Below are 19,384 nucleotides of genomic sequence, written 5' to 3'. Positions count from 1 at the left end.
TTAAAAAAACAAACAATTAATGAGTATCGATATATCAGAAAAGGAGATTTGGTTCGTAACCGGAAGCCAACATTTGTATGGGGAGGATACATTAAAACAGGTCGCAAAAAATTCCAAAGAGATTGCCAATGGCTTGGATACTTCTATTCATATCCCCGTGAAAATTATCTTCAAGCCTACGGTAAAAACACCAAATGAAATAACCGATTTATGCCTTGGGGCAAGTTCCAATAAAAACTGTATCGGCATCATTACATGGATGCATACGTTTTCCCCATCAAAAATGTGGATCAAGGGCCTAACCGTTCTGACCAAGCCAATATGCCATTTACATACGCAATTCAATCCTGAAATACCCTGGGAGTCCATAGATATGGATTTTATGAACTTGAACCAGTCGGCCCATGGAGATCGCGAGTTTGGTTATATGATGTCTAGAATGAGGAAGAAACGGAAGGTCGTTGTAGGACATTGGAAAGAAGATCGTGTCCAGAAAAAATTAGGGATATGGTCGAGAGTGGCTTTGGGTTGGGACGAGTTCCAGAACCTAAAAGTGGCAAGACTGGGTGATAATATGCGCGAGGTTGCCGTTACCGAAGGCGACAAAGTTGATGCTCAGATCCGTTTCGGGTTTTCGGTCAATGGTTATGATTCATCGGATGTGGTACGCCATATCCAAAACATATCCGAAAGTAGGTTGGAAGCTTTGTTAAAAGAATATGAAGAATCCTATACCCTCACCACTTCGTTAAAAGTCGGTGGTGAAAAAAGAAGTTCTTTGGTCGATGCCGCTAAAATCGAGTTGGGGCTTCGCGCCTTTTTGGAAGAAGGAGGCTTTAAGGCATTTACCGATACCTTCGAAAATCTGGGGGAGTTAAAACAGTTGCCGGGAATAGCCACCCAAAGACTAATGGCAGATGGTTACGGCTTCGCAGCTGAAGGAGATTGGAAAACCGCGGCCCTTGTACGTGCCATGAAAGTTATGAATGTTGGATTGGAAGGCGGAACCTCATTTATGGAAGATTATACCTATCACTTCACACCTAAAAAAGCCTATGTATTAGGGTCACATATGCTTGAAATTTGCCCGTCAATTTCGGATTCTAAACCTTCATGTGAGGTACATCCTTTAGGCATTGGTGGTAAAGAGGACCCTGTTCGTTTGGTATTCAATTCCCCTGCAGGTCCAGCGATAAATGCATCCTTGGTTGATATGGGAAATCGATTCAGACTTATCGTAAATGAGGTGGAAGCGGTAAGGCCGATGGGGCAATTGCCCAAATTACCCGTAGCAAGGGTCTTATGGGATGCCAAACCTAATTTGGAGATCGCCGCGACGGCATGGATATTGGCAGGAGGGGCACATCACACGGCCTACAGTCAGGCGCTAACGACCGAGTTTATGGAAGATTTCGCCGATATGGCAGGGGTAGAATTACTGGTCATCGATGAAAAAACATCCGTCAGGGAGTTCAAAGATAAAATCAATGCCAACGAGGCGTATTATCATTTGTTTCAGCATGGGATATAAGTAATGACCATAGGTTCTGTCCAATGCAGTGAGGCACCCAATAAAATAAATTAGGAGTGATAACCTAGAGTTTTTTGACTAAATCCGGATAGTTTAAAAACCATGTAATTGTTCTAGGGCATCCTCTATATTTTCTACAGGGAGTTTGCACGTGTTGTCCTTGCACACGTAAATATACGTGCCATCAGAAACATATCTACCCTTGAATAGGGGTAGGTTGCTTTCTTGGGTACTCGCTACGATTAAGGTGTTGGCCAAGAACTTTTGTTGAAGCTCTTTACGAAGTACATATGCTTTGTCCCCTACTACGGCTATTTCGTAGTATGGATATGTCATTTTCAACTGTAAGGAAGCCCAATGGGTGTAACTGCGAATACCGTCCTTTAAATAGGGTTGCATAGCCAAGAGCATGGCTTTAGCATTTGCCATATAGTCCCTATTGTATTCGATATGTCCCAATAAAAATAACGAATTGGCCAAAACTGCATTGGGGGAGGGGATGACCCCATCATCGTTCTTAATGATCTTCGCAATTAGAGATTCGTCAGCAGTGAATCTATAAAAGTCAGAACTATCGTCCTTAAACTGGATCAAGGTGGTTTTGATCAATTTTTGTGCGAATTCCAAATGGCGTGGATCCATGGAAGCAGTATACAGGTTTATCGAAGCATTTGCCATAAAGACATAATCCTCCAAGAAACCCTTAGAGCGTTTACTTCCTTTTTTGTAGGAATGTATAAGTTGGTCATCCAAATAGGCGGATTCGATGATAGCATTGTAAATAGACTTGGCTTCATTTAAATATTCATCAGTTCCAAAAGCTTTATAGGCATCAACATACCCATTGATCAAAAGTGCATTCCAAGAAACGATAATTTTATCATCGATATTGGGTTTAACCCTATTCTTTCTTACTTCCAATAAATTTGCCCTCCATGATGCCTTTAAATCTCCTAAGTGTTTTTGAGTCGTTTGATGTTCTTTAATGAACGTTTCATCTTCCAAACTTTGGTATAAAACAATTTTACCACCTTCCATCTTTTTACTTGAGTCGATGCTGTAATATTTCTTAAACAAGGAATAATCCTTTTGAATAATGTGCTCAAGTTCTTCTTCTGTCCAAACATAATACTTGCCCTCTTCCCCTTCACTATCGGCGTCGATCGCAGCAAAATAACCGCCATCCACGTTTTTCATTTCCTTCTTTAAAAAAGCCAGGGTTTCCATTGAAATCTTTTTGTAAGCTGGTTTTTTGAAAATAGTATAGGCCTTTGCATAAAGACTAGCCAATTGCGCGTTGTCATACAGCATTTTTTCGAAATGTGGAATATGCCATTTTGGATCTGTGCTATACCGATAAAAACCACCGGCGACATGGTCATAAATGCCACCTCTGGCCATTTGGTCCAAGGTTGTTTTTACGAAGGAAAGGGAAGTTGAATCATTAGCTATGGTCGCTTCATCCAGTAAAAATTCAAGTTGTCCTGGCAGCATGAATTTTTCCCTTCCTACATTTCCTCCCCATTCCAAATCCCAATCAGATTTCCATTTGGAAAGACCTTCGTTTATGGCGGTGACGGATAGGTCGTTTGTCTTTTCAGTCGGTACGATAAGGTTTACATCTTTAATGCCTTGGGCCACCTTTTCGGCATATTCATTGGCCTTTTGTGGATTGTCCTTATATAGTTGATGTATCTTTTGAAGTACCGAGGTCCATTGTTCATTTGTATGATAGGTTCCACCATACATGGGTTTTCCATTGGGTAGTACTATTACATTCAATGGCCAACCACCATTACCGGTCATTAATTGCACTGCGGTCATATACACTTGATCTACATCGGGCCTTTCTTCACGATCGACTTTTATTGATATAAAATCCCTATTCATGATTTCGGCCACCTTTTCATCTTCAAAGGTCTCTTCCTCCATAACATGGCACCAATGGCATGAGGAATAGCCGATACTTATAATCACCAACTTATCATCTTTCGTGGCCTCTTCGAAAACATCATCATTCCATGGCCTCCAGTTTACAGGGTTATGTGCATGTTGTAATAAATAAGGGCTGGTCTCATTGATCAGGTCATTGGTAAAAGGGTATTCTTCATTTTGGGCAGTATTCTGCTGACATGACATAAATAAAACAATTAAAAACAGCGTTAAAATATAGGAATACTTCTTTAATTTCAATTTTCGAACCATAATCACAAATCTAAAAGGGCGACAAATTACAACATGGATTTCAATGTTCTGAACAATAAAAGATAAAACCTTAAAAAAGGGTCAAGGACAATCGCGGTGTTCAGTACTAATTCATAGGTCTTTTCAATGAGGTAGAACAAAGTAAAAACCCAGTATCCCAGTTTACCGGATTCAAGCAATAAAGCCCATCAAATAGGATGGGCTTGGTTATTTTTCAAAACAGATAGGAGATAAAATTTGGGGAAATCGTAAATTCAACCGCATTAAATGATTCCAAAGGCGGCCAAAATTAGACCCCCCACAACGGATAGCAAAATCGCGATTAAAATCACCACCATAATGCCCAAAAAAAGGTTGAGCATCTTAGTGCCAAAAGTGATTTCGTGCTCCATGATTTAATTTATTTACTACAATGTAGGGAATTGTCGCCAAAATTCTGCCAATATTTGCGATTATTTCGACTAAATGCCTGTTGTTTAGTATGCTTCAAGGATATACTGCAAAATAAATCGATAAAAAACGTAAGGGCATCATCAAGACTTTATAAAACGTTCATCAAGTTTAGCATCTAGTAGTGTTTCAAAAGAGTTTCCCCTTTGTTTCTGAAATTAAAAGCACATAAAATAGTGGTAGCCCAATCACTCCGATATAATTACAAATAGCATCCAAGTATTAGCTCTAAGAGTGCCTCTGACCGAATTCAAGAAAATTGGTCTTACCTTGGTGATGCGAAATACTTTGGAATTCTTAGGGTCATTTTATTGGCAAGTGTATCCAATAAAAAATAAACAACTGCTAACACCTGTTATTTTTAACTATGCAACTTTTGGTTTTAGCGTATCTATATCTTTTGACTTTTGTTGTTTTTTCATCATACTATCCGGTAAATGCCCTCCGGGAATTGGATGACCTTTTTTTTGGGTCGGTTTAGCCTTCTGATATTCTTCCGTAGACGGGATGTTTTTTTCTTGATGTGGAAAACCCTCTTTTTTCCCTAAGGTTTCCCTACAAGAAAAAAATGGGGCGCATATACAAGCCAAAAGCACAAGAATTTGGGGAAATCTCATAGCTACTAATTATTCGTATCATAATAATCTACGAATGTATTCCATGATTTGGATGCTTGCCCCTTTGTTTTTATGTACAAAATCGAAATTGATTTTTCCAGTTTTCGAAATGTGGTCTGGATTGACTAAAAGATCGGAGATGATCTCCTGGAAGGCATCCTTATTATTTACGGTAATAATGCCCTTTTGCCTTACCAAGGCTTCAGCCTCGTTAAACCCATGGTAATCAGGGCCAATGATAATAGGTATCCCAAAAACAGCTGGTTCCAAGGTGTTGTGCAATCCAGTGCCAAAGGCCCCGCCTACATATGCAATGTCTGCATAACTGTAGATTTTGGTCAATAAGCCAATGGTATCAACGATCAACACATCATATTGGCTGAGGTCATTTTTTACGATTTCAGAGTAGAGTACTGTTTTTTTTGAGATTGATTTTTTTAAGGCAAGAATGTGCTCAGACTTGATATTATGGGGTGCAAGTACGAATTTCAACGATTTTTTGGTTTCATTGATGAAGGGCAGCATAATTTCCTCATCTTCCGGCCAAGTACTTCCGGCAACAAAACAACTGTTGGTTCCTTTGAATTGTTCCATGAAAGGGAGTTCATTGTCCCTTTCCAAAATCTCCGAAACCCTGTCAAATCGGGTATCCCCGCTGATGGTAACATTCAAATAGCCAATACCTTTTAAAAGCTCGACGGATTTTTCATCCTGCACAAAGAAATGGGTGAATGTGCCGAGTGCATTTCGCATGATACCACCATACCATTTAAAGAATAGCTGGTCTTTTCTGAATGCCGCCGAGATTAAAAAGACGGGAATTTTATGCTCTTCCAGAACTTTTAGGTAGTTTGGCCAAATTTCGTATTTAACGAATATTGCGAGCTTGGGATTAACCTTCGAAATAAAACTTTTAGCATTAGCTTTGGTGTCAATCGGCAGATATGCTACGGCATCGGCTACAGATGTATTCTTTTTTACCTCATAACCCGAGGGTGAAAAGAAGGTGATCAAAATCTTATATGTTGGAAATTCGCTCTTGATTTTCTCGATTACCGGAAGGCCTTGCTCAAATTCGCCCAAGGAAGCAACATGTACCCAGATGACGTGATCCCCTTTATGGATTTTATGCTTTAAAATAGAAAATGTCTCCTTTCTACCTTGTACAAAGAGTTTGATCTTTGGGTGAAAAAGAGCCACTATTTTCAAGTGGAACCATGTGATGTGTGCAAAGATATTGTAGATATAATTCACTAGGTCATCGTTTGTGGCTAAAATACGGTTCTTTCCAGAATTGTTCCTTATTTTTGCAATCATACTATGCTAAATCTTGCAGATGCGGAAAATACAAATGGTAGACCTTAATGGTCAATACCAATCCATCAAACAGCAAATAAATTCTTCGATTTCGAATATCCTGGAGACTTCTGCTTTCATCAATGGCCCAGAAGTGCATGCCTTTCAAAAGGAATTGGAGGCCTATTTAGGAATTAAACATGTTATACCTTGCGCCAATGGCACGGACGCCCTTCAAATAGCTATGATGGGATTGGGGTTGCAACCAGGTGATGAGGTCATTACCGCGGATTTCACTTTTGCTGCTACCGTCGAGGTCATCGCCTTGCTTCAATTGACTCCTGTTTTGGTCGACGTTGAAAAAGATACGTTCAATATTGATATTGCTGCCGTCGAACGGGCCATAACCCCGAAGACAAAGGCTATAGTGCCGGTTCACCTCTTTGGTCAATGTGCCAATATGGATGCCATCATGGACTTGGCCAGAAAACATAAATTGTTTGTTATTGAGGATAATGCCCAAGCTATTGGCGCAAATTACAAACGCAATGACGGTACCAAACTTAAAGCAGGAACCATAGGGCATATTGGCGCTACTTCATTCTTTCCTTCAAAGAATCTGGGCTGTTATGGCGATGGAGGCGCCATTTTCACGAATGATGATGCACTGGCACACACCATAAGGGGTATCGTGAACCACGGAATGTACGAACGATACCATCATGATGTCGTCGGCGTTAATTCCAGGCTCGATTCCATTCAGGCTGCGGTTTTAAGGGCAAAACTTCCGCTCTTGGATAGTTATTGCGATGCTAGGAGAAAGGCGGCAAGGGCTTACACCAAGGCCTTTGAAGGCCAGGATCATATCATTGTTCCCGTAACTGTGAATAATTGTGGGGAAATTTGTGATACTTGTGACTGTCATGTGTTTCATCAATATACCTTGCGGATCACGAATGGAAAACGTGATGCATTGGTAGAACATTTAAGCAAACATCAAATTCCATGTGGGGTATATTACCCTATTCCTTTACACCTGCAAAAGGCTTATGCCGATGCACGGTATAAGGAATCCGATTTCCCCGTTACAAATCAATTGGTTAAAGAAGTTATCTCACTGCCCATGCATACTGAACTCGATAAAGAACAGATCGACTATATTACGGATACCGTTATCGGTTTTGTGAATGGTAAATAAAGGGTTTTACTAGATTTGATTCATCAACTAAACGAAAATAGATGAAAATATTGGTTACCGGTGGCTTGGGATTTATAGGCTCCCATACCGTTGTAGAGCTTCAAAATGAAGGATATGAAGTGGTGATCATCGATGATTGCTCTAATTCTTCAGAAAAAGTCCTTGAAGGTATAACGGCTATTACAGGTAAAAAACCCTTGTTTGAAAAACTCGATTTAAAAGAAAAATCAAAAGTCGAGGATTTTTTCAAAAGACATGCCGATGTAGAAGGGGTTATTCATTTTGCCGCTTCGAAGGCTGTAGGTGAAAGTGTGGAAAAACCCTTGTTATACTACGAAAACAACATCGGCACCTTGGTGTATTTGTTGAAAGAACTCTCAAAGAAACCTAAAGCTAGCTTTATATTTAGCTCAAGTTGTACCGTATATGGCCAAGCCGATAAAATGCCGATTACTGAGGATGCCCCTGTAAAGGTAGCAGAATCCCCTTATGGGAATACCAAACAAATGGGAGAGGAGATTATCCGCGATACCTGTAAAGTCACTCCGAATATAGGGGCCATTGCTTTGCGTTATTTCAATCCTATGGGCGCGCATCCCAGTGCCGAGATTGGGGAATTACCAATTGGAGTGCCACAAAATTTGGTACCATTTATCACACAAACAGGTATAGGGATTAGAGAACAATTGTCCGTTTTTGGGGATGATTATCCTACATCGGATGGTACTTGTGTAAGGGATTATATTTATGTCGTTGATTTGGCCAAAGCCCATGTTGTGGCACTACAAAGATTATTGGCCGAAAAGAACAAAGCCAATTATGAGGTGTTCAATGTTGGTACCGGAAAAGGGAGTACGGTACTAGAGGTCATAAAAAGTTTTGAAAAAGTATCGGGTAAAAAACTCAATTATAAGATTGTAGATAGAAGACCAGGCGATATAACCTCTGCCTTTGCCGATACCACCCTTGCCAATAAGGAACTTGGATGGAAAGCGAAATATACGTTGGATGAAGCCATGAAATCGGCATGGGATTGGGAGAAGAAAATACGAAATTGATTTTTTGATTAGCCATATTGAATAAACCAAAAACGTGCTGCGATACGTATTTAGTTTATGAAACTTGATTTTCCAAATAGTATTGAGCTATTGACCAATGCGCAGAAAGGAAACCTATATGGTAAACTGGTGGTGCAGATCAAGAAAGATTTCGGACTTGCCAATATCCCAATAGATTTGGCCAAAGATGTTTCACCAGAGAATTTACAAGCCTTCCTGCATGAGAAAATATACTATTTGATCCTGGAGAAGTTTACCGATTACCTTAATCTATTGTATATAGTTGATGTTCCTGAAAAAGCGTTTAAACAAATCCAGGTGACCGACGTTGTTGAAGTTGCCGAACAGGTTTCATTATTGATCCTAAGAAGGGAGCTCCAAAAGGTATGGTTAAAGGCGAACTATTCCTCTTAAAAATATAGGCGTACAAACGGAGTCAATGCATTGGCATATATGCTTTTATTTTCATCGTACAATACGTCATACCGAAGTCCAAAAGTCACATTTCGTTGGCTATACCCTAAACCGAGAAAAAGGGCGGGAGACCAATAATTATCCTTCAAATTTCCTCCTTCAAGGGCATAGGTCCTGTTGATTCTGAGTTGTTCCCATTCGCCGGATATTTGTATATAAGGAATAGGATTGTAAAGGGTTAAAATACTACCTCCATAAGCAAGAAGTGTGTCATCATTGAATTTGGCATAATTGAAATTAAGTCCGACCCCACTTGAGAACTGCTCATTAATTTGATAAATAGCACTTGGCGAGATTGAACCATTAAAATAATTGTTTGAGAAACCCAAACCAATTCCGCCACCAAAGCGAACATTATCCCAAAAATCATTGGAAATTTTCTGACTTGTGCCCGAAAATCCGATAAGCAATAGTACGCCTACAATAAAATGTTTCATTTTGTAATGTTTTTATGCATAATGTTAAGTGATCGGGCTTTTTAGCAATATAACCCATTAAGATACGCCTAGATATGCGAAATATTGTATTTTTGGACTGGTTTTGTTATTGAAACTGTATTTGAAAGTTGGAAATCATTATTTTCGAACAAATTTATGAAGAATTAATCTCGTCATCTGGCGGGATTTATTTCTTATTATAAGATAGAGCACTTACATGGATAAATATTCCTTTTTAAACGCGGCACATACTTCGTATTTCGCGGAGGTATACGACCAATATCTAACGGATCCCGATAGTGTAGAACCTAGTTGGAGGGCGTTTTTCCAAGGTTTTGATTTTGGGGTGGAAAGTTCCTTGGATGAACTTGAGGTTCCGGCTCATCATACCTTAATGACGGAGACCGCGGGTACTGGCGGTGAGGTGTCCGAGCATATGCACAAGGAATTTCAGGTGGTTCGTTTGATTAATGGGTATCGAACACGAGGTCATCTGTTTACCAAGACCAATCCGGTTCGTAAACGTAGAACTTATGTTCCTACATTGGATATTGAAAACTTTGGATTGAACACTCAAGATTTGGATACCATTTTCACCGCAGGGGAAATTATAGGGCTTGGACCTAAGAGCCTGCGTGAGATTATTAATCATCTACAGCGTATTTATTGCGATGCCATAGGGGTTGAATATATATATATCCGCAAACCTGAATTGGTAGATTGGATACAAAACTGGGTGAATATAAATGACAACCATCCAGATTTCAATAAGGATCAAAAAAGGCATATTTTAAAAAAGCTGAATCAAGCGGTCGCTTTCGAAGGCTTTCTACATACCAAATATGTAGGTCAAAAACGATTTTCGCTTGAGGGCAACGAGTCGTTGATCCCTGCTTTGGATGTCATTGTTGAACGGGCGGCTGCAATGGGGGTCGAACAGTTTGTCATGGGAATGGCCCACAGGGGTCGCCTTAATGTACTTACGAATATCTTTGGTAAATCGGCGAAGGATATTTTCAGTGAGTTTGATGGTAAGGATTATGAGCAAGAGATTTTTGATGGGGATGTTAAGTACCACTTAGGATGGACATCCGATCGGAAATCGGATAATGGCAATCAGATCAAAATGAACATCGCTCCAAACCCATCCCATTTAGAAACCGTGGGTGCCGTTGTAGAAGGTATTGTTCGGGCCAAACAAGACGCACACTATAAAGATGACTTTTCCAAGGTGTTGCCAATCGTTGTTCATGGTGACGCAGCTATCGCCGGTCAAGGCGTGGTCTATGAAGTGGTGCAAATGGCGAAGCTCGATGGTTACAAGACCCATGGAACGATTCATATGGTCGTGAACAACCAAATTGGTTTCACCACCAATTATTTGGATGCCAGGAGTTCTACTTATTGTACCGATGTTGGCAAGGTAACCCTAAGTCCGGTGTTGCATGTAAATGCCGACGACGTGGAAGCAGTTTGTCATGCCGCTTTATTTGCATTGGAATATCGCATGCGTTTTGAATCCGATGTTTTCATTGATTTATTGGGTTATAGAAAATACGGACATAATGAGGGTGATGAACCTAGGTTTACACAACCCATATTGTATAAGGCGATAGCAAAACATAAGAATCCCAGGGATATCTATGCCGAGAAGTTGATATCTGAAGGGGTTATAGAAGAAGGTTTTGTAAAACAATTGGAAGAAGAATTCAAGGCTACTTTGGAAGAAGAACTTGAAGATTCCAGGAAAGAGGATAAAACGATAATAACCCCATTCATGGCAGATGAATGGAAAGAATTTACACCCGTACGTGAATGGGAGATGTTAGATCCTGTCGACACAGGCTACAGCAAGGAAAAACTCACCCAAATAGCCAAGGTCCTTACCGAACTTCCTGAAAACAAAAAGTTTATAAGGAAAGTGGTGAGGTTGGTTGACGATCGTAAGAAAATGTTCTTCGATACCGATAATCTTGATTGGGCCATGGGTGAATTATTGGCCTACGGGTCACTTTTGGAAGAAGGTTTCGGGGTTCGTATGTCGGGTCAGGATGTTGAAAGAGGTACTTTCTCACATAGGCATGCCGTAATGAAATTGGAGGATAGTGAAGAAGAGGTGATGCTTTTAAACCATATCTCGGAAAACCAAGGGACCTTTCAAATATACAATTCGCTACTTTCCGAATACGCTGTTGTCGGCTTTGATTATGGTTACGCCATGGCTAGTCCCAATACCTTGACCATTTGGGAAGCTCAATTCGGTGATTTCAGTAATGGGGCCCAAATTATGATCGACCAGTATATTTCCGCAGCAGAGGATAAATGGAAATTGCAAAATGGCTTGGTAATGTTCTTACCCCATGGCTATGAAGGTCAGGGTGCTGAACACTCCTCGGCCCGTATGGAACGGTATTTACAATTATGTGCCCGTGATAATATGTTCGTGGCCGATGTTACTACCCCAGCCCAAATGTTCCATATTTTAAGGCGACAAATGAAGGTGAACTATAGAAAACCATTGATTATATTCACCCCGAAAAGTTTATTGCGTCATCCGAAGGCCGTTTCATCAGTCAATGAATTTGCAACAGGAAGATTTCAGGAGGTATTGGACGATGTTTCCGTAAATGTCGATAAAGTAGAATCACTGGTGTTCTGTACCGGTAAATTCTACTATGATCTCTTGGCTGAACGTGAGAAATTGGATAGAGATAATGTAGCTTTGGTAAGGATAGAACAATTATTTCCATTGCCCGTTGAACAAATAGACACTATCTTGGGTAAATATCATAAAGCAACTGATGTGGTTTGGGCGCAGGAAGAACCCCGGAATATGGGTGCTTGGAGTCATCTCATGATGCATTATAAAGGGGCTCAGGGCTTTAGGGTGGCATCAAGACGATACTATGCTTCCCCAGCTGCAGGAAGTGCCGTACGTTCCAAAAATAGGCATCAACAAGTTTTGGATTTTGTTTTTGATAAGAGCAAGGATAATATGACAAGACCTAAATAAAAAAACATTTAATTGTAGAAGAATGATTTTAGAAATGAAAGTCCCTTCGCCGGGAGAATCTATTACCGAGGTTGAAATTGCGGAATGGCTGGTCGAAGATGGGGAATATGTGGAAAAAGATCAGGCAATAGCCGAAGTGGATTCGGATAAGGCGACCTTGGAACTGCCTGCTGAAGCAAGCGGAACCATTACCTTAAAGGCCGAAGTAGGGGATGCCGTTGAGGTTGGGGCCGTTGTGTGTTTGATTGATACATCCGCAACAAAACCTGAAGGAGGTACTACGAAAAGTACGACCCCGGTAGCTGCCAAATCCGAAGAAACAGCACCTAAACCCGCATCAAAGCAAGAACAAACCTATGCTACGGGAAGTGCTTCACCAGCAGCCAAAAAAATATTGGCCGAAAAGAATATCGATGCTGTCAATATCAAGGGTACGGGTAAGGATGGAAGAATAACAAAGGAAGATGCGGTAAAGGCTGTGCCTTCCATGGGCACGCCACCTCCTGGAGGAAATCGCGGGGAAAAGCGTTCTAAACTTTCCATGCTACGCCGAAAAGTGGCCGAGCGATTGGTTTCAGTCAAGAATGAAACGGCTATGTTGACCACGTTTAACGAAGTAGACATGACGCCTATTTTTGAACTACGTAAGAAATATAAGGAAGATTTTAAGGAGAAACATGGCGTGAGTCTAGGGTTTATGTCCTTCTTCACCAAAGCTGTTGTGAGAGCTTTGGATATGTTCCCGGCCGTTAATTCCATGATCGATGGTAAGGAGATGATATCCTATGATTTCGCCGATGTCAGTATTGCGGTTTCAGGTCCCAAAGGATTAATGGTGCCTGTGATAAGAAATGCGGAGAAATTAACATTTAAAGGGATTGAGGCCGAAGTAAAGCGTTTGGCTATCCGGGCTAGGGATGGTGAGATCACAGTGGATGAAATGACCGGAGGGACATTTACAATTACAAATGGAGGTGTATTCGGATCTATGTTATCCACTCCAATTATCAATCCGCCACAAAGTGCGATTTTAGGAATGCACAATATTGTAGAACGACCGATTGTTAGAAACGGTGAAATTGTAATTGCCCCTATTATGTATGTTGCCTTATCATACGACCATAGGATTATCGACGGGAAAGAATCGGTAGGCTTTTTGGTGGCCGTTAAGGAGGCATTGGAAAATCCTGAGGAAATTTTGATGGACAATGATGTTAAAAAGGCCTTGGAGTTCTAGTTGAATCGATTTTTTTAAAATATAAATCCTGGACTGCTCGGTTCGGGATTTTTTTTATGACAAATATCATCTTTATTTAGACTCAATAAAAATAACTTTGCCCCAATTCAATGATAAATGTTGAAAATGAGGCAATCGGTTATAGGTATTCTAGCAACTGTATTATTAAGCGGCAACTTGACTGGCCAAACCATAGAACCTTCTTCCGCTGTGCGAAAGAATTTAGTACAGCTGGAATTTGAAACGCTGTATTCAGTTGAAGAATCCAGGGTACAAAGGAACACCACATGGAACATCCCTAATGTTTTAATAAGATATGGTTTGTCGGATAATTTGGAAATGCAACTGCATACCCCTTTTACCAAAGAGCGTTGTTTTGAAAATAAAGAGTTGACCAGTACCATTTTCAGTTTTAATGAAGTTGAACTGGGGTTTTCAGTCAATTTATGGAAGCAAAAAAATCTCATCCCAGAAATGGCTGTAATGGTAAGGGCCATATCATCAACAGCGTCATTTGGTTTTGATCAAATCGGGAGTATGGTTTCTTTGAATTTCTCGAATTCCATTAATGAAAAATTCACAATAGGTTATAATATAGGGGCAACAACCAATATCGATAAATACACCACGGGTTTTTATGTTTTGAACCTTGACTATGCCCCAACTCCCCAAATACATTTTTTTCTCGAAAATGCCGTGAATTTGAATTTTGATACCATGCAATCCAATTGTTTGGGAGTAGGTTTTGGGATTGCTTTGGACAATAATATGGCAGTCGATTTCTCAGCTGCCAAAAGTCTTTTGCATGATATGTTTTATACAGGAGCAATCCTAACTTGGGCCATCAATACCAAAAAACAATAGAGGGTTATTTGGTCGATAAACGCTATTTAAACCCCCATCTTTTTAAAAGCTCAATCTTGGAATGGTTCTTTTGGGAATCGAAATGCATAGTCTATACTTGCTCCATGCATTTAGGGGAAAAGCTTTTAGTTAGGGTTGCTTTTATTTTAAGTAAAGGGAGTTGCCTTTGTAATCGATTAGGGCTTTTCCCCGTTTTAAAACATCGGCACCGATGATGCCATCTACAGGTAAGGCCTTATGGGTGGTAAGCGCCTCGTTTACATGCGTTAGGTCAAACAATACTATTTTTTGTTTTCGTTTGTTCCATTTACCGATTTTAATAGTATTCTTGGTAGATAACAGCGTTTTCATATTGGTGGCCCCTGCACCTGCAGCCTTTATTTCGGATTCCTTTGAAACTAGATTGAAGAATTCAATTTTATCGAAACCAATGCATGTATTCGATGCACCTGTATCTAAAATGAATCGGCCAGAAATGCCATTGATTTTGGCAACTACCTCAAAATGGTTCGTAGCCGTATAGTCCAAGGGTATTCGTATATAGTTTTTCTTCCTTAACAACTTTTTGAGGCTCAACATTTATTTTTTTGCCAAAGATAAGGCTATTTTTGTTCAATGGTTTTGACAGATTCACATACCCATCTCTATAGCGAGGCTTTTGATGAGGATCGGGACGAGGTTATAAAAAAGGCGCTTGATAATGGGGTGGAACGTTTTTTTATTCCGGCTATAGACTCTTCATATACCGATGCAATGTTTGCTTTGGAAAAGGCCTATCCCAAAAATATGTTCCTAATGATGGGACTGCATCCTACACATGTAAAGGGGAATTATTTGGAGGAACTTCGACATGTTGAAAATCTTTTGTCGAAAAGAAGGTTTTATGCTGTTGGGGAAATTGGGATAGACCTTTATTGGGACAGGACTTTTTTAAAGGAGCAGCAAGAAGCTTTCCGATATCAAATCAGATTGGCCAAGAAGCATCGATTGCCGATAGTAATTCATTGCAGGGATGCATTTGATGAAATATTCGAGGTTCTTGAAGGCGAGAAAGGTAAGGGCTTATATGGTATTTTCCATTGCTTTACGGGAACGCTGGAACAAGCAAAAAAAGCCATTTCGTATAACATGAAATTGGGCATAGGGGGGGTAGCGACTTTTAAAAATGGTAAAATCGATGCTTTTTTAAAAGAACTTGATATGAAGCATATAGTTCTCGAAACCGATGCACCCTATTTAGCGCCGGTACCCTATAGGGGAAAAAGAAATGAAAGCGCCTATCTCGTCCATGTGGTCGCTAAATTATCGGATATTTACGGGAAGCATGCTGAGGAGATTGCCGAGATTACTACAGAAAATACCAAAACGGTATTCGGAATTTAATTTAGATGAATAAAAAATCGAACATATTATTAATTTATACAGGGGGTACCATTGGTATGGTTAAGGACTATGAGTCCGGTTCTTTAAAGGCTTTTGATTTCAAAACCTTGATGAAGAATATTCCCGAATTGAACCAATTGGATTGTAGCATTGATAGTGTATCCTTCAAGTCACCTTTGGATTCATCCAACATGAATCCTTCTCATTGGGTCAGGATCGCCGAGTTGATAGAAGACAATTATCCCAAATATGATGGCTTTGTTGTTTTGCATGGTAGTGATACCATGAGTTATACGGCATCGGCATTGAGCTTTATGCTTGAGAATTTAACAAAGCCGGTGATTTTTACAGGTTCGCAATTGCCCATTGGCGATTTACGAACCGATGCCAAAGAAAATCTCATTACATCTATTCAAATAGCGGCGCTGCAAGAAAAAGGTAGGCCGGTAATCCAGGAGGTGGGACTGTATTTTGAATATAAACTATATAGAGCCAATAGGACCACAAAGATCAATGCCGAGCATTTCCAGGCATTTGATTCTCCAAATTATCCGCCCTTGGCAGAATCGGGTGTGCACTTGAAAGTTTATAATGAATACCTTTTAAAACCAAAGGCATCTAAAAAGTTAAAGGTCCACAAGCATATGGATACGAATGTAGCCATTTTGAAAATGTTTCCCGGACTAAATGAATCGGTCTTGAACAGTGTGCTCAATATTCCTGATTTAAAGGCACTGGTCCTTGAGACCTATGGAGCAGGAAACGCTCCTACCGAAAAATGGCTTTTAAAGAGCTTAGAAAAGGCGATCGGTAGAAATCTACATTTGGTGAATGTTACACAATGTTCAGGAGGTAGCGTCATTATGGGTCAGTATGAAACCAGTAAGGCACTAATGCAAATGCAAGTAATTAATGGTAAGGATATTACAACCGAGGCCGCCATTGCGAAGTTGATGTACTTATTGGGTGATAAAGTTTCCCCAAAGTTGTTTAAAACGATTTTTGAAACATCGCTGCGGGGAGAAATGCAATAAAAAATAATGGTTTAAATTTCTTTACTTGATTATTTTTTTGTTAATTGGCCAACCTTTAAGGCTAAACTAGAGAGGTGGCCGAGTGGTCGAAGGCGCACGCCTGGAAAGTGTGTATACACCAAAAGTGTATCGAGGGTTCGAATCCCTTCCTCTCTGCAAAAAAATTACTTTTATTGTCATGTTTTTTTTTTATCTTTAACCCTATATACTAACTAAATTTAAGTTTGAAAGAAATGAAAAAATTATTCTCTACCCTAGCTGTTGCTGGGTTATTTGTAGCAGGTACAAATACGGTAAGTGCAAATGTTGCTTCTGCAATGGTTGCTGTTCAAGATGCGGCTCCAGAGGCTTCTAAAGGTTTTACTCAAGTTTTAAAAGAAATGTTCATAACAGGCGGTGCCGGTTTCATGGGTATTGTTCTTTTATGTTTGATACTTGGTTTGGCAGTTGCCATCGAAAGGATCATATATTTGAATATGGCTACAACCAATACTACGAAACTAAAGCAACAAGTTGAGGATGCTTTGGCTTCTGGTGGTGTTGAAGCTGCGAAGGAAGTGTGTAGAAACACAAAAGGACCAGTTGCCTCGATATACTATCAAGGTTTGGATAGGGCAGGTGAAAGTGTAGAGTCTGCTGAGAAATCCGTTGTTGCTTACGGTGGAGTACAAATGGGCCAATTGGAGAAAAACGTTTCTTGGTTATCCTTATTTATCGCGATTGCACCAATGCTTGGTTTCATGGGTACGGTAATCGGTATGATTCAGGCCTTCCAAAAAATTAGTGCGGTTGGTAACTTGAGCGCATCATTAATTGCAGGAGATATCCAAGTGGCATTATTGACAACGGTATTTGGTCTTATTACGGCTATCATACTCCAGATCTTCTACAACTATATCATTGCTAAAATTGACAGTATAGTCAATGATATGGAAGATTCTTCAATCTCATTGATTGATATGTTGGTAGACCATAAAAAATAAGTCGGACTTAATACAAATTGTATCATGCATAAATTTTTAAAATTATTTTTGTTAATTATTGGTATTGTCTCCGCGATACTCTGGTATTTATTGCCCGAGAAGGATATGCCAGTTGCTGAAGCCGCCCAAAGTGGGGCCATGAACACCATGTTCATGATCACCTATCTTTTGCTGGGCATTGCCGTAGTCGCTAGTTTGGTATTTACCTTAAAGAATCTTTTTGCAAATCCAGCAGGCCTTAAAAAGACCTTGTTTGTTATAGGAGGTTTTCTTTTGGTTGTTGTTATATCATATGTTTTGGCAAGTGGAACTGATGTAGCGGATGATTATATGGCAATGTCAGATGAAAGCACAGTGAAGAAAATAGGAATGGGACTTAATGTGTTCTTTATCCTTACTGTAGTAGCGGTAATTTCTATTATATTACCTGGGATTAAAAAAATGTTTAGTAAATAAATAATTAAACTATGGCTAGAAGAGCAGGAGCACCAGAGGTAAATGCCGGGTCCATGGCGGACATAGCTTTCTTACTATTGATCTTTTTCTTGGTTACGACAACCATTGAAACTGACGCTGGGTTGGATCGTATGTTGCCACCTATTGAGCCACCTGAGGATATTGATGTTGTTATTAAACAAAAGAACATCTTTCAGGTGAACATCAACAAAAATGGGCAATTGTTGGCTGATGAGGAATTGATAGACCTAAAACAATTAAGAACAAAGGCCATGGCATTTTTGGATAATGGTGGTGATGGTACGTGCACTTATTGTAAAGGAAAAAGGAATGCGGAATCTTCTGATAATCCTAGCAAAGCTATTATTTCCTTGAAGAATGATAGGGAAACCAAATATGGGACCTATATAACGGTTCAAAATGAATTGGTCGGCGCCTATAATGATTTACGTAATAGGGAAGCGCAACGCTTATTCGGCCGTGATTTCACCGAAATGGAAGCTGAGTATCTAAATCCTGAAACGCCGCAAGCTATCAAGGATGATTTAAAGGATAAGGTGAAGAAAATACAGGACCTGTTTCCTCAAAAATTGTCAGAGGCAGAAACTTCTTCCGCGAATTAATAATATCTAAAGCTAAGCTATGTCTAAATTTAGTAAGAAAAAAAGTGGGGAACTTCCACCAGTATCTACGGCATCTTTACCCGATATCGTGTTTATGTTGTTGTTCTTTTTTATGACGGTTACGGTTATGAAAGATAGTTCGCTGAAGGTAGAAAACGTACTTCCGAATGCCAATGAGGTCAAGAAACTGGAGAAAAAAGATCGTGTAATTTATATATATGTGGGTAAACCTACCCAAGAATATCAAAAAGTATTCGGAACTGAACCTAAGATTCAGTTAAATGATAAATTCGCGAACCCTTCAGAAGTTGGGGATTATATTTTGGCTGAAAGGGCCAAGAAATCCCAGGAATTGCAAAATGTCTTGACAACGGCCTTGAAAGTTGATAAAAATGCCAACATGGGGTTGATATCTGATATTAAGCTAGAGTTAAGAAAAGTCAACGCACTGAAAGTGAATTATACCACCTATGAAGGTGATGCTTTTAGAAATATACAATAAATACATTCTTTCAAACTTTAAAA

General features: G+C 39.8%; 19 protein-coding genes and 1 tRNA gene. 14 read left to right on the top strand and 6 right to left on the bottom strand.

The features are described from left to right. Window positions 1–19: 19 nt before the first annotated feature. Complete coding sequence (araA, locus tag HPE63_RS05205) at window positions 20–1,531, top strand: L-arabinose isomerase (RefSeq protein ID WP_188313204.1); 1,512 nt, start codon at window positions 20–22, stop codon at window positions 1,529–1,531. Window positions 1,532–1,624: 93 nt separating this feature from the next. Here araA and HPE63_RS05200 read toward each other — a convergent pair whose 3' ends face one another. The 4 genes from HPE63_RS05200 to HPE63_RS05190 all read right to left on the bottom strand — a co-directional run bounded on the left by HPE63_RS05200 (window position 1,625) and on the right by HPE63_RS05190 (window position 6,057). Then, window positions 1,625–3,670: a thioredoxin domain-containing protein gene (locus HPE63_RS05200; protein WP_223198058.1), complete on the bottom strand. Its 2,046-nt coding sequence runs from the start codon at window positions 3,668–3,670 to the stop codon at window positions 1,625–1,627. A gap of 329 nt (window positions 3,671–3,999) precedes the next feature. Beyond that, window positions 4,000–4,128, bottom strand: a complete 129-nt coding sequence (locus HPE63_RS18550) for a hypothetical protein (protein WP_262890201.1) — start codon at window positions 4,126–4,128, stop codon at window positions 4,000–4,002. Between the two features lie 423 nt (window positions 4,129–4,551). Next, window positions 4,552–4,803, bottom strand: a complete 252-nt coding sequence (locus HPE63_RS05195; protein WP_188313202.1) for a hypothetical protein — start codon at window positions 4,801–4,803, stop codon at window positions 4,552–4,554. Window positions 4,804–4,821: 18 nt separating this feature from the next. Next, window positions 4,822–6,057, bottom strand: coding sequence for a 3-deoxy-D-manno-octulosonic acid transferase (locus tag HPE63_RS05190; protein ID WP_188313739.1), 1,236 nt, complete (start codon window positions 6,055–6,057; stop codon window positions 4,822–4,824). An 82-nt stretch (window positions 6,058–6,139) separates the two neighbouring features. On the opposite strand from HPE63_RS05190, the gene HPE63_RS05185 reads away from it, so the two are divergent. The 3 genes from HPE63_RS05185 to HPE63_RS05175 are packed head-to-tail and all read left to right on the top strand — an operon-like array spanning window position 6,140 to window position 8,769. Further along, window positions 6,140–7,297, top strand: coding sequence for a DegT/DnrJ/EryC1/StrS family aminotransferase (locus tag HPE63_RS05185; protein WP_188313201.1), 1,158 nt, complete (start codon window positions 6,140–6,142; stop codon window positions 7,295–7,297). A gap of 41 nt (window positions 7,298–7,338) precedes the next feature. Continuing rightward, window positions 7,339–8,355 (top strand): UDP-glucose 4-epimerase GalE, encoded by a 1,017-nt coding sequence (gene galE / locus HPE63_RS05180; RefSeq protein WP_188313200.1) that lies wholly within the window; start codon window positions 7,339–7,341, stop codon window positions 8,353–8,355. A 57-nt stretch (window positions 8,356–8,412) separates the two neighbouring features. Then, a complete protein-coding gene (locus HPE63_RS05175; protein ID WP_188313199.1) occupies window positions 8,413–8,769 on the top strand; it encodes a hypothetical protein in 357 nt (118 codons plus the stop codon). On the opposite strand, the gene HPE63_RS05170 is transcribed toward HPE63_RS05175, so the two are convergent. Then, window positions 8,766–9,266, bottom strand: a complete 501-nt coding sequence (locus HPE63_RS05170) for an alpha-ketoglutarate decarboxylase (protein WP_188313198.1) — start codon at window positions 9,264–9,266, stop codon at window positions 8,766–8,768. The two genes, HPE63_RS05175 and HPE63_RS05170, sit on opposite strands and share 4 nt — an antisense overlap. A gap of 217 nt (window positions 9,267–9,483) precedes the next feature. Between HPE63_RS05170 and HPE63_RS05165 the strand changes: the two genes are divergently transcribed. From HPE63_RS05165 to HPE63_RS05155, 3 genes are all read left to right on the top strand, one after another. Continuing rightward, window positions 9,484–12,279 (top strand): 2-oxoglutarate dehydrogenase E1 component, encoded by a 2,796-nt coding sequence (locus HPE63_RS05165; RefSeq protein WP_188313197.1) that lies wholly within the window; start codon window positions 9,484–9,486, stop codon window positions 12,277–12,279. A gap of 22 nt (window positions 12,280–12,301) precedes the next feature. Next, window positions 12,302–13,516, top strand: a complete 1,215-nt coding sequence (gene odhB / locus HPE63_RS05160; RefSeq protein ID WP_188313196.1) for a 2-oxoglutarate dehydrogenase complex dihydrolipoyllysine-residue succinyltransferase — start codon at window positions 12,302–12,304, stop codon at window positions 13,514–13,516. A 126-nt stretch (window positions 13,517–13,642) separates the two neighbouring features. Further along, entirely contained in the window at window positions 13,643–14,380 is a 738-nt protein-coding gene (locus tag HPE63_RS05155) for a transporter (RefSeq protein ID WP_188313195.1), read from the top strand. Window positions 14,381–14,521: 141 nt separating this feature from the next. Here HPE63_RS05155 and HPE63_RS05150 read toward each other — a convergent pair whose 3' ends face one another. Next, a complete protein-coding gene (locus HPE63_RS05150) occupies window positions 14,522–14,959 on the bottom strand; it encodes a retropepsin-like aspartic protease (protein ID WP_188313194.1) in 438 nt (145 codons plus the stop codon). Window positions 14,960–14,995: 36 nt separating this feature from the next. Between HPE63_RS05150 and HPE63_RS05145 the strand changes: the two genes are divergently transcribed. From HPE63_RS05145 to HPE63_RS05115, 7 genes are all read left to right on the top strand, one after another. Next, the gene (locus HPE63_RS05145; protein ID WP_188313193.1) at window positions 14,996–15,763 is read left to right on the top strand and encodes a TatD family hydrolase; all 768 of its coding nucleotides are present in this window, start codon (window positions 14,996–14,998) and stop codon (window positions 15,761–15,763) included. A gap of 5 nt (window positions 15,764–15,768) precedes the next feature. Then, entirely contained in the window at window positions 15,769–16,797 is a 1,029-nt protein-coding gene (locus tag HPE63_RS05140; protein ID WP_188313192.1) for an asparaginase, read from the top strand. 68 nt (window positions 16,798–16,865) lie between these two features. Next, window positions 16,866–16,953 (top strand) — tRNA-Ser (locus HPE63_RS05135). A 77-nt stretch (window positions 16,954–17,030) separates the two neighbouring features. Then, window positions 17,031–17,780 (top strand): MotA/TolQ/ExbB proton channel family protein, encoded by a 750-nt coding sequence (locus HPE63_RS05130; protein WP_188313191.1) that lies wholly within the window; start codon window positions 17,031–17,033, stop codon window positions 17,778–17,780. Between the two features lie 24 nt (window positions 17,781–17,804). Next, window positions 17,805–18,236, top strand: a complete 432-nt coding sequence (locus HPE63_RS05125; protein ID WP_188313190.1) for a hypothetical protein — start codon at window positions 17,805–17,807, stop codon at window positions 18,234–18,236. Between the two features lie 11 nt (window positions 18,237–18,247). Next, window positions 18,248–18,859 (top strand): ExbD/TolR family protein, encoded by a 612-nt coding sequence (locus HPE63_RS05120; RefSeq protein ID WP_188313189.1) that lies wholly within the window; start codon window positions 18,248–18,250, stop codon window positions 18,857–18,859. A gap of 19 nt (window positions 18,860–18,878) precedes the next feature. Next, the gene (locus HPE63_RS05115; RefSeq protein ID WP_188313188.1) at window positions 18,879–19,361 is read left to right on the top strand and encodes an ExbD/TolR family protein; all 483 of its coding nucleotides are present in this window, start codon (window positions 18,879–18,881) and stop codon (window positions 19,359–19,361) included. Window positions 19,362–19,384: the final 23 nt, after the last annotated feature.

Source organism: Maribacter arenosus, from assembly GCF_014610845.1.
Taxonomy (GTDB): domain Bacteria; phylum Bacteroidota; class Bacteroidia; order Flavobacteriales; family Flavobacteriaceae; genus Maribacter_A; species Maribacter_A arenosus.
Note: the sequence above shows the minus strand (reverse complement) of the source record. Positions and strands in the feature narration are given on the sequence as shown.

Excerpts from the sequence above, each read along its gene's own strand:
- HPE63_RS05165 (WP_188313197.1), top strand. The coding sequence starts at position 9,484 with ATGGATAAATATTCCTTTTTAAACGCGGCACATACTTCGTATTTCGCG.
- HPE63_RS05115 (WP_188313188.1), top strand. The coding sequence starts at position 18,879 with ATGTCTAAATTTAGTAAGAAAAAAAGTGGGGAACTTCCACCAGTATCT.
- HPE63_RS18550 (WP_262890201.1), bottom strand. The coding sequence starts at position 4,128 with ATGGAGCACGAAATCACTTTTGGCACTAAGATGCTCAACCTTTTTTTG.
- HPE63_RS05185 (WP_188313201.1), top strand. The coding sequence starts at position 6,140 with ATGCGGAAAATACAAATGGTAGACCTTAATGGTCAATACCAATCCATC.
- HPE63_RS05140 (WP_188313192.1), top strand. The coding sequence starts at position 15,769 with ATGAATAAAAAATCGAACATATTATTAATTTATACAGGGGGTACCATT.
- HPE63_RS05120 (WP_188313189.1), top strand. The coding sequence starts at position 18,248 with ATGGCTAGAAGAGCAGGAGCACCAGAGGTAAATGCCGGGTCCATGGCG.
- odhB (WP_188313196.1), top strand. The coding sequence starts at position 12,302 with ATGATTTTAGAAATGAAAGTCCCTTCGCCGGGAGAATCTATTACCGAG.
- HPE63_RS05155 (WP_188313195.1), top strand. The coding sequence starts at position 13,643 with ATGAGGCAATCGGTTATAGGTATTCTAGCAACTGTATTATTAAGCGGC.
- araA (WP_188313204.1), top strand. The coding sequence starts at position 20 with ATGAGTATCGATATATCAGAAAAGGAGATTTGGTTCGTAACCGGAAGC.
- HPE63_RS05145 (WP_188313193.1), top strand. The coding sequence starts at position 14,996 with ATGGTTTTGACAGATTCACATACCCATCTCTATAGCGAGGCTTTTGAT.
- HPE63_RS05170 (WP_188313198.1), bottom strand. The coding sequence starts at position 9,266 with ATGAAACATTTTATTGTAGGCGTACTATTGCTTATCGGATTTTCGGGC.
- HPE63_RS05195 (WP_188313202.1), bottom strand. The coding sequence starts at position 4,803 with ATGAGATTTCCCCAAATTCTTGTGCTTTTGGCTTGTATATGCGCCCCA.
- HPE63_RS05175 (WP_188313199.1), top strand. The coding sequence starts at position 8,413 with ATGAAACTTGATTTTCCAAATAGTATTGAGCTATTGACCAATGCGCAG.
- galE (WP_188313200.1), top strand. The coding sequence starts at position 7,339 with ATGAAAATATTGGTTACCGGTGGCTTGGGATTTATAGGCTCCCATACC.
- HPE63_RS05150 (WP_188313194.1), bottom strand. The coding sequence starts at position 14,959 with ATGTTGAGCCTCAAAAAGTTGTTAAGGAAGAAAAACTATATACGAATA.
- HPE63_RS05200 (WP_223198058.1), bottom strand. The coding sequence starts at position 3,670 with ATGTCATGTCAGCAGAATACTGCCCAAAATGAAGAATACCCTTTTACC.
- HPE63_RS05130 (WP_188313191.1), top strand. The coding sequence starts at position 17,031 with ATGAAAAAATTATTCTCTACCCTAGCTGTTGCTGGGTTATTTGTAGCA.
- HPE63_RS05125 (WP_188313190.1), top strand. The coding sequence starts at position 17,805 with ATGCATAAATTTTTAAAATTATTTTTGTTAATTATTGGTATTGTCTCC.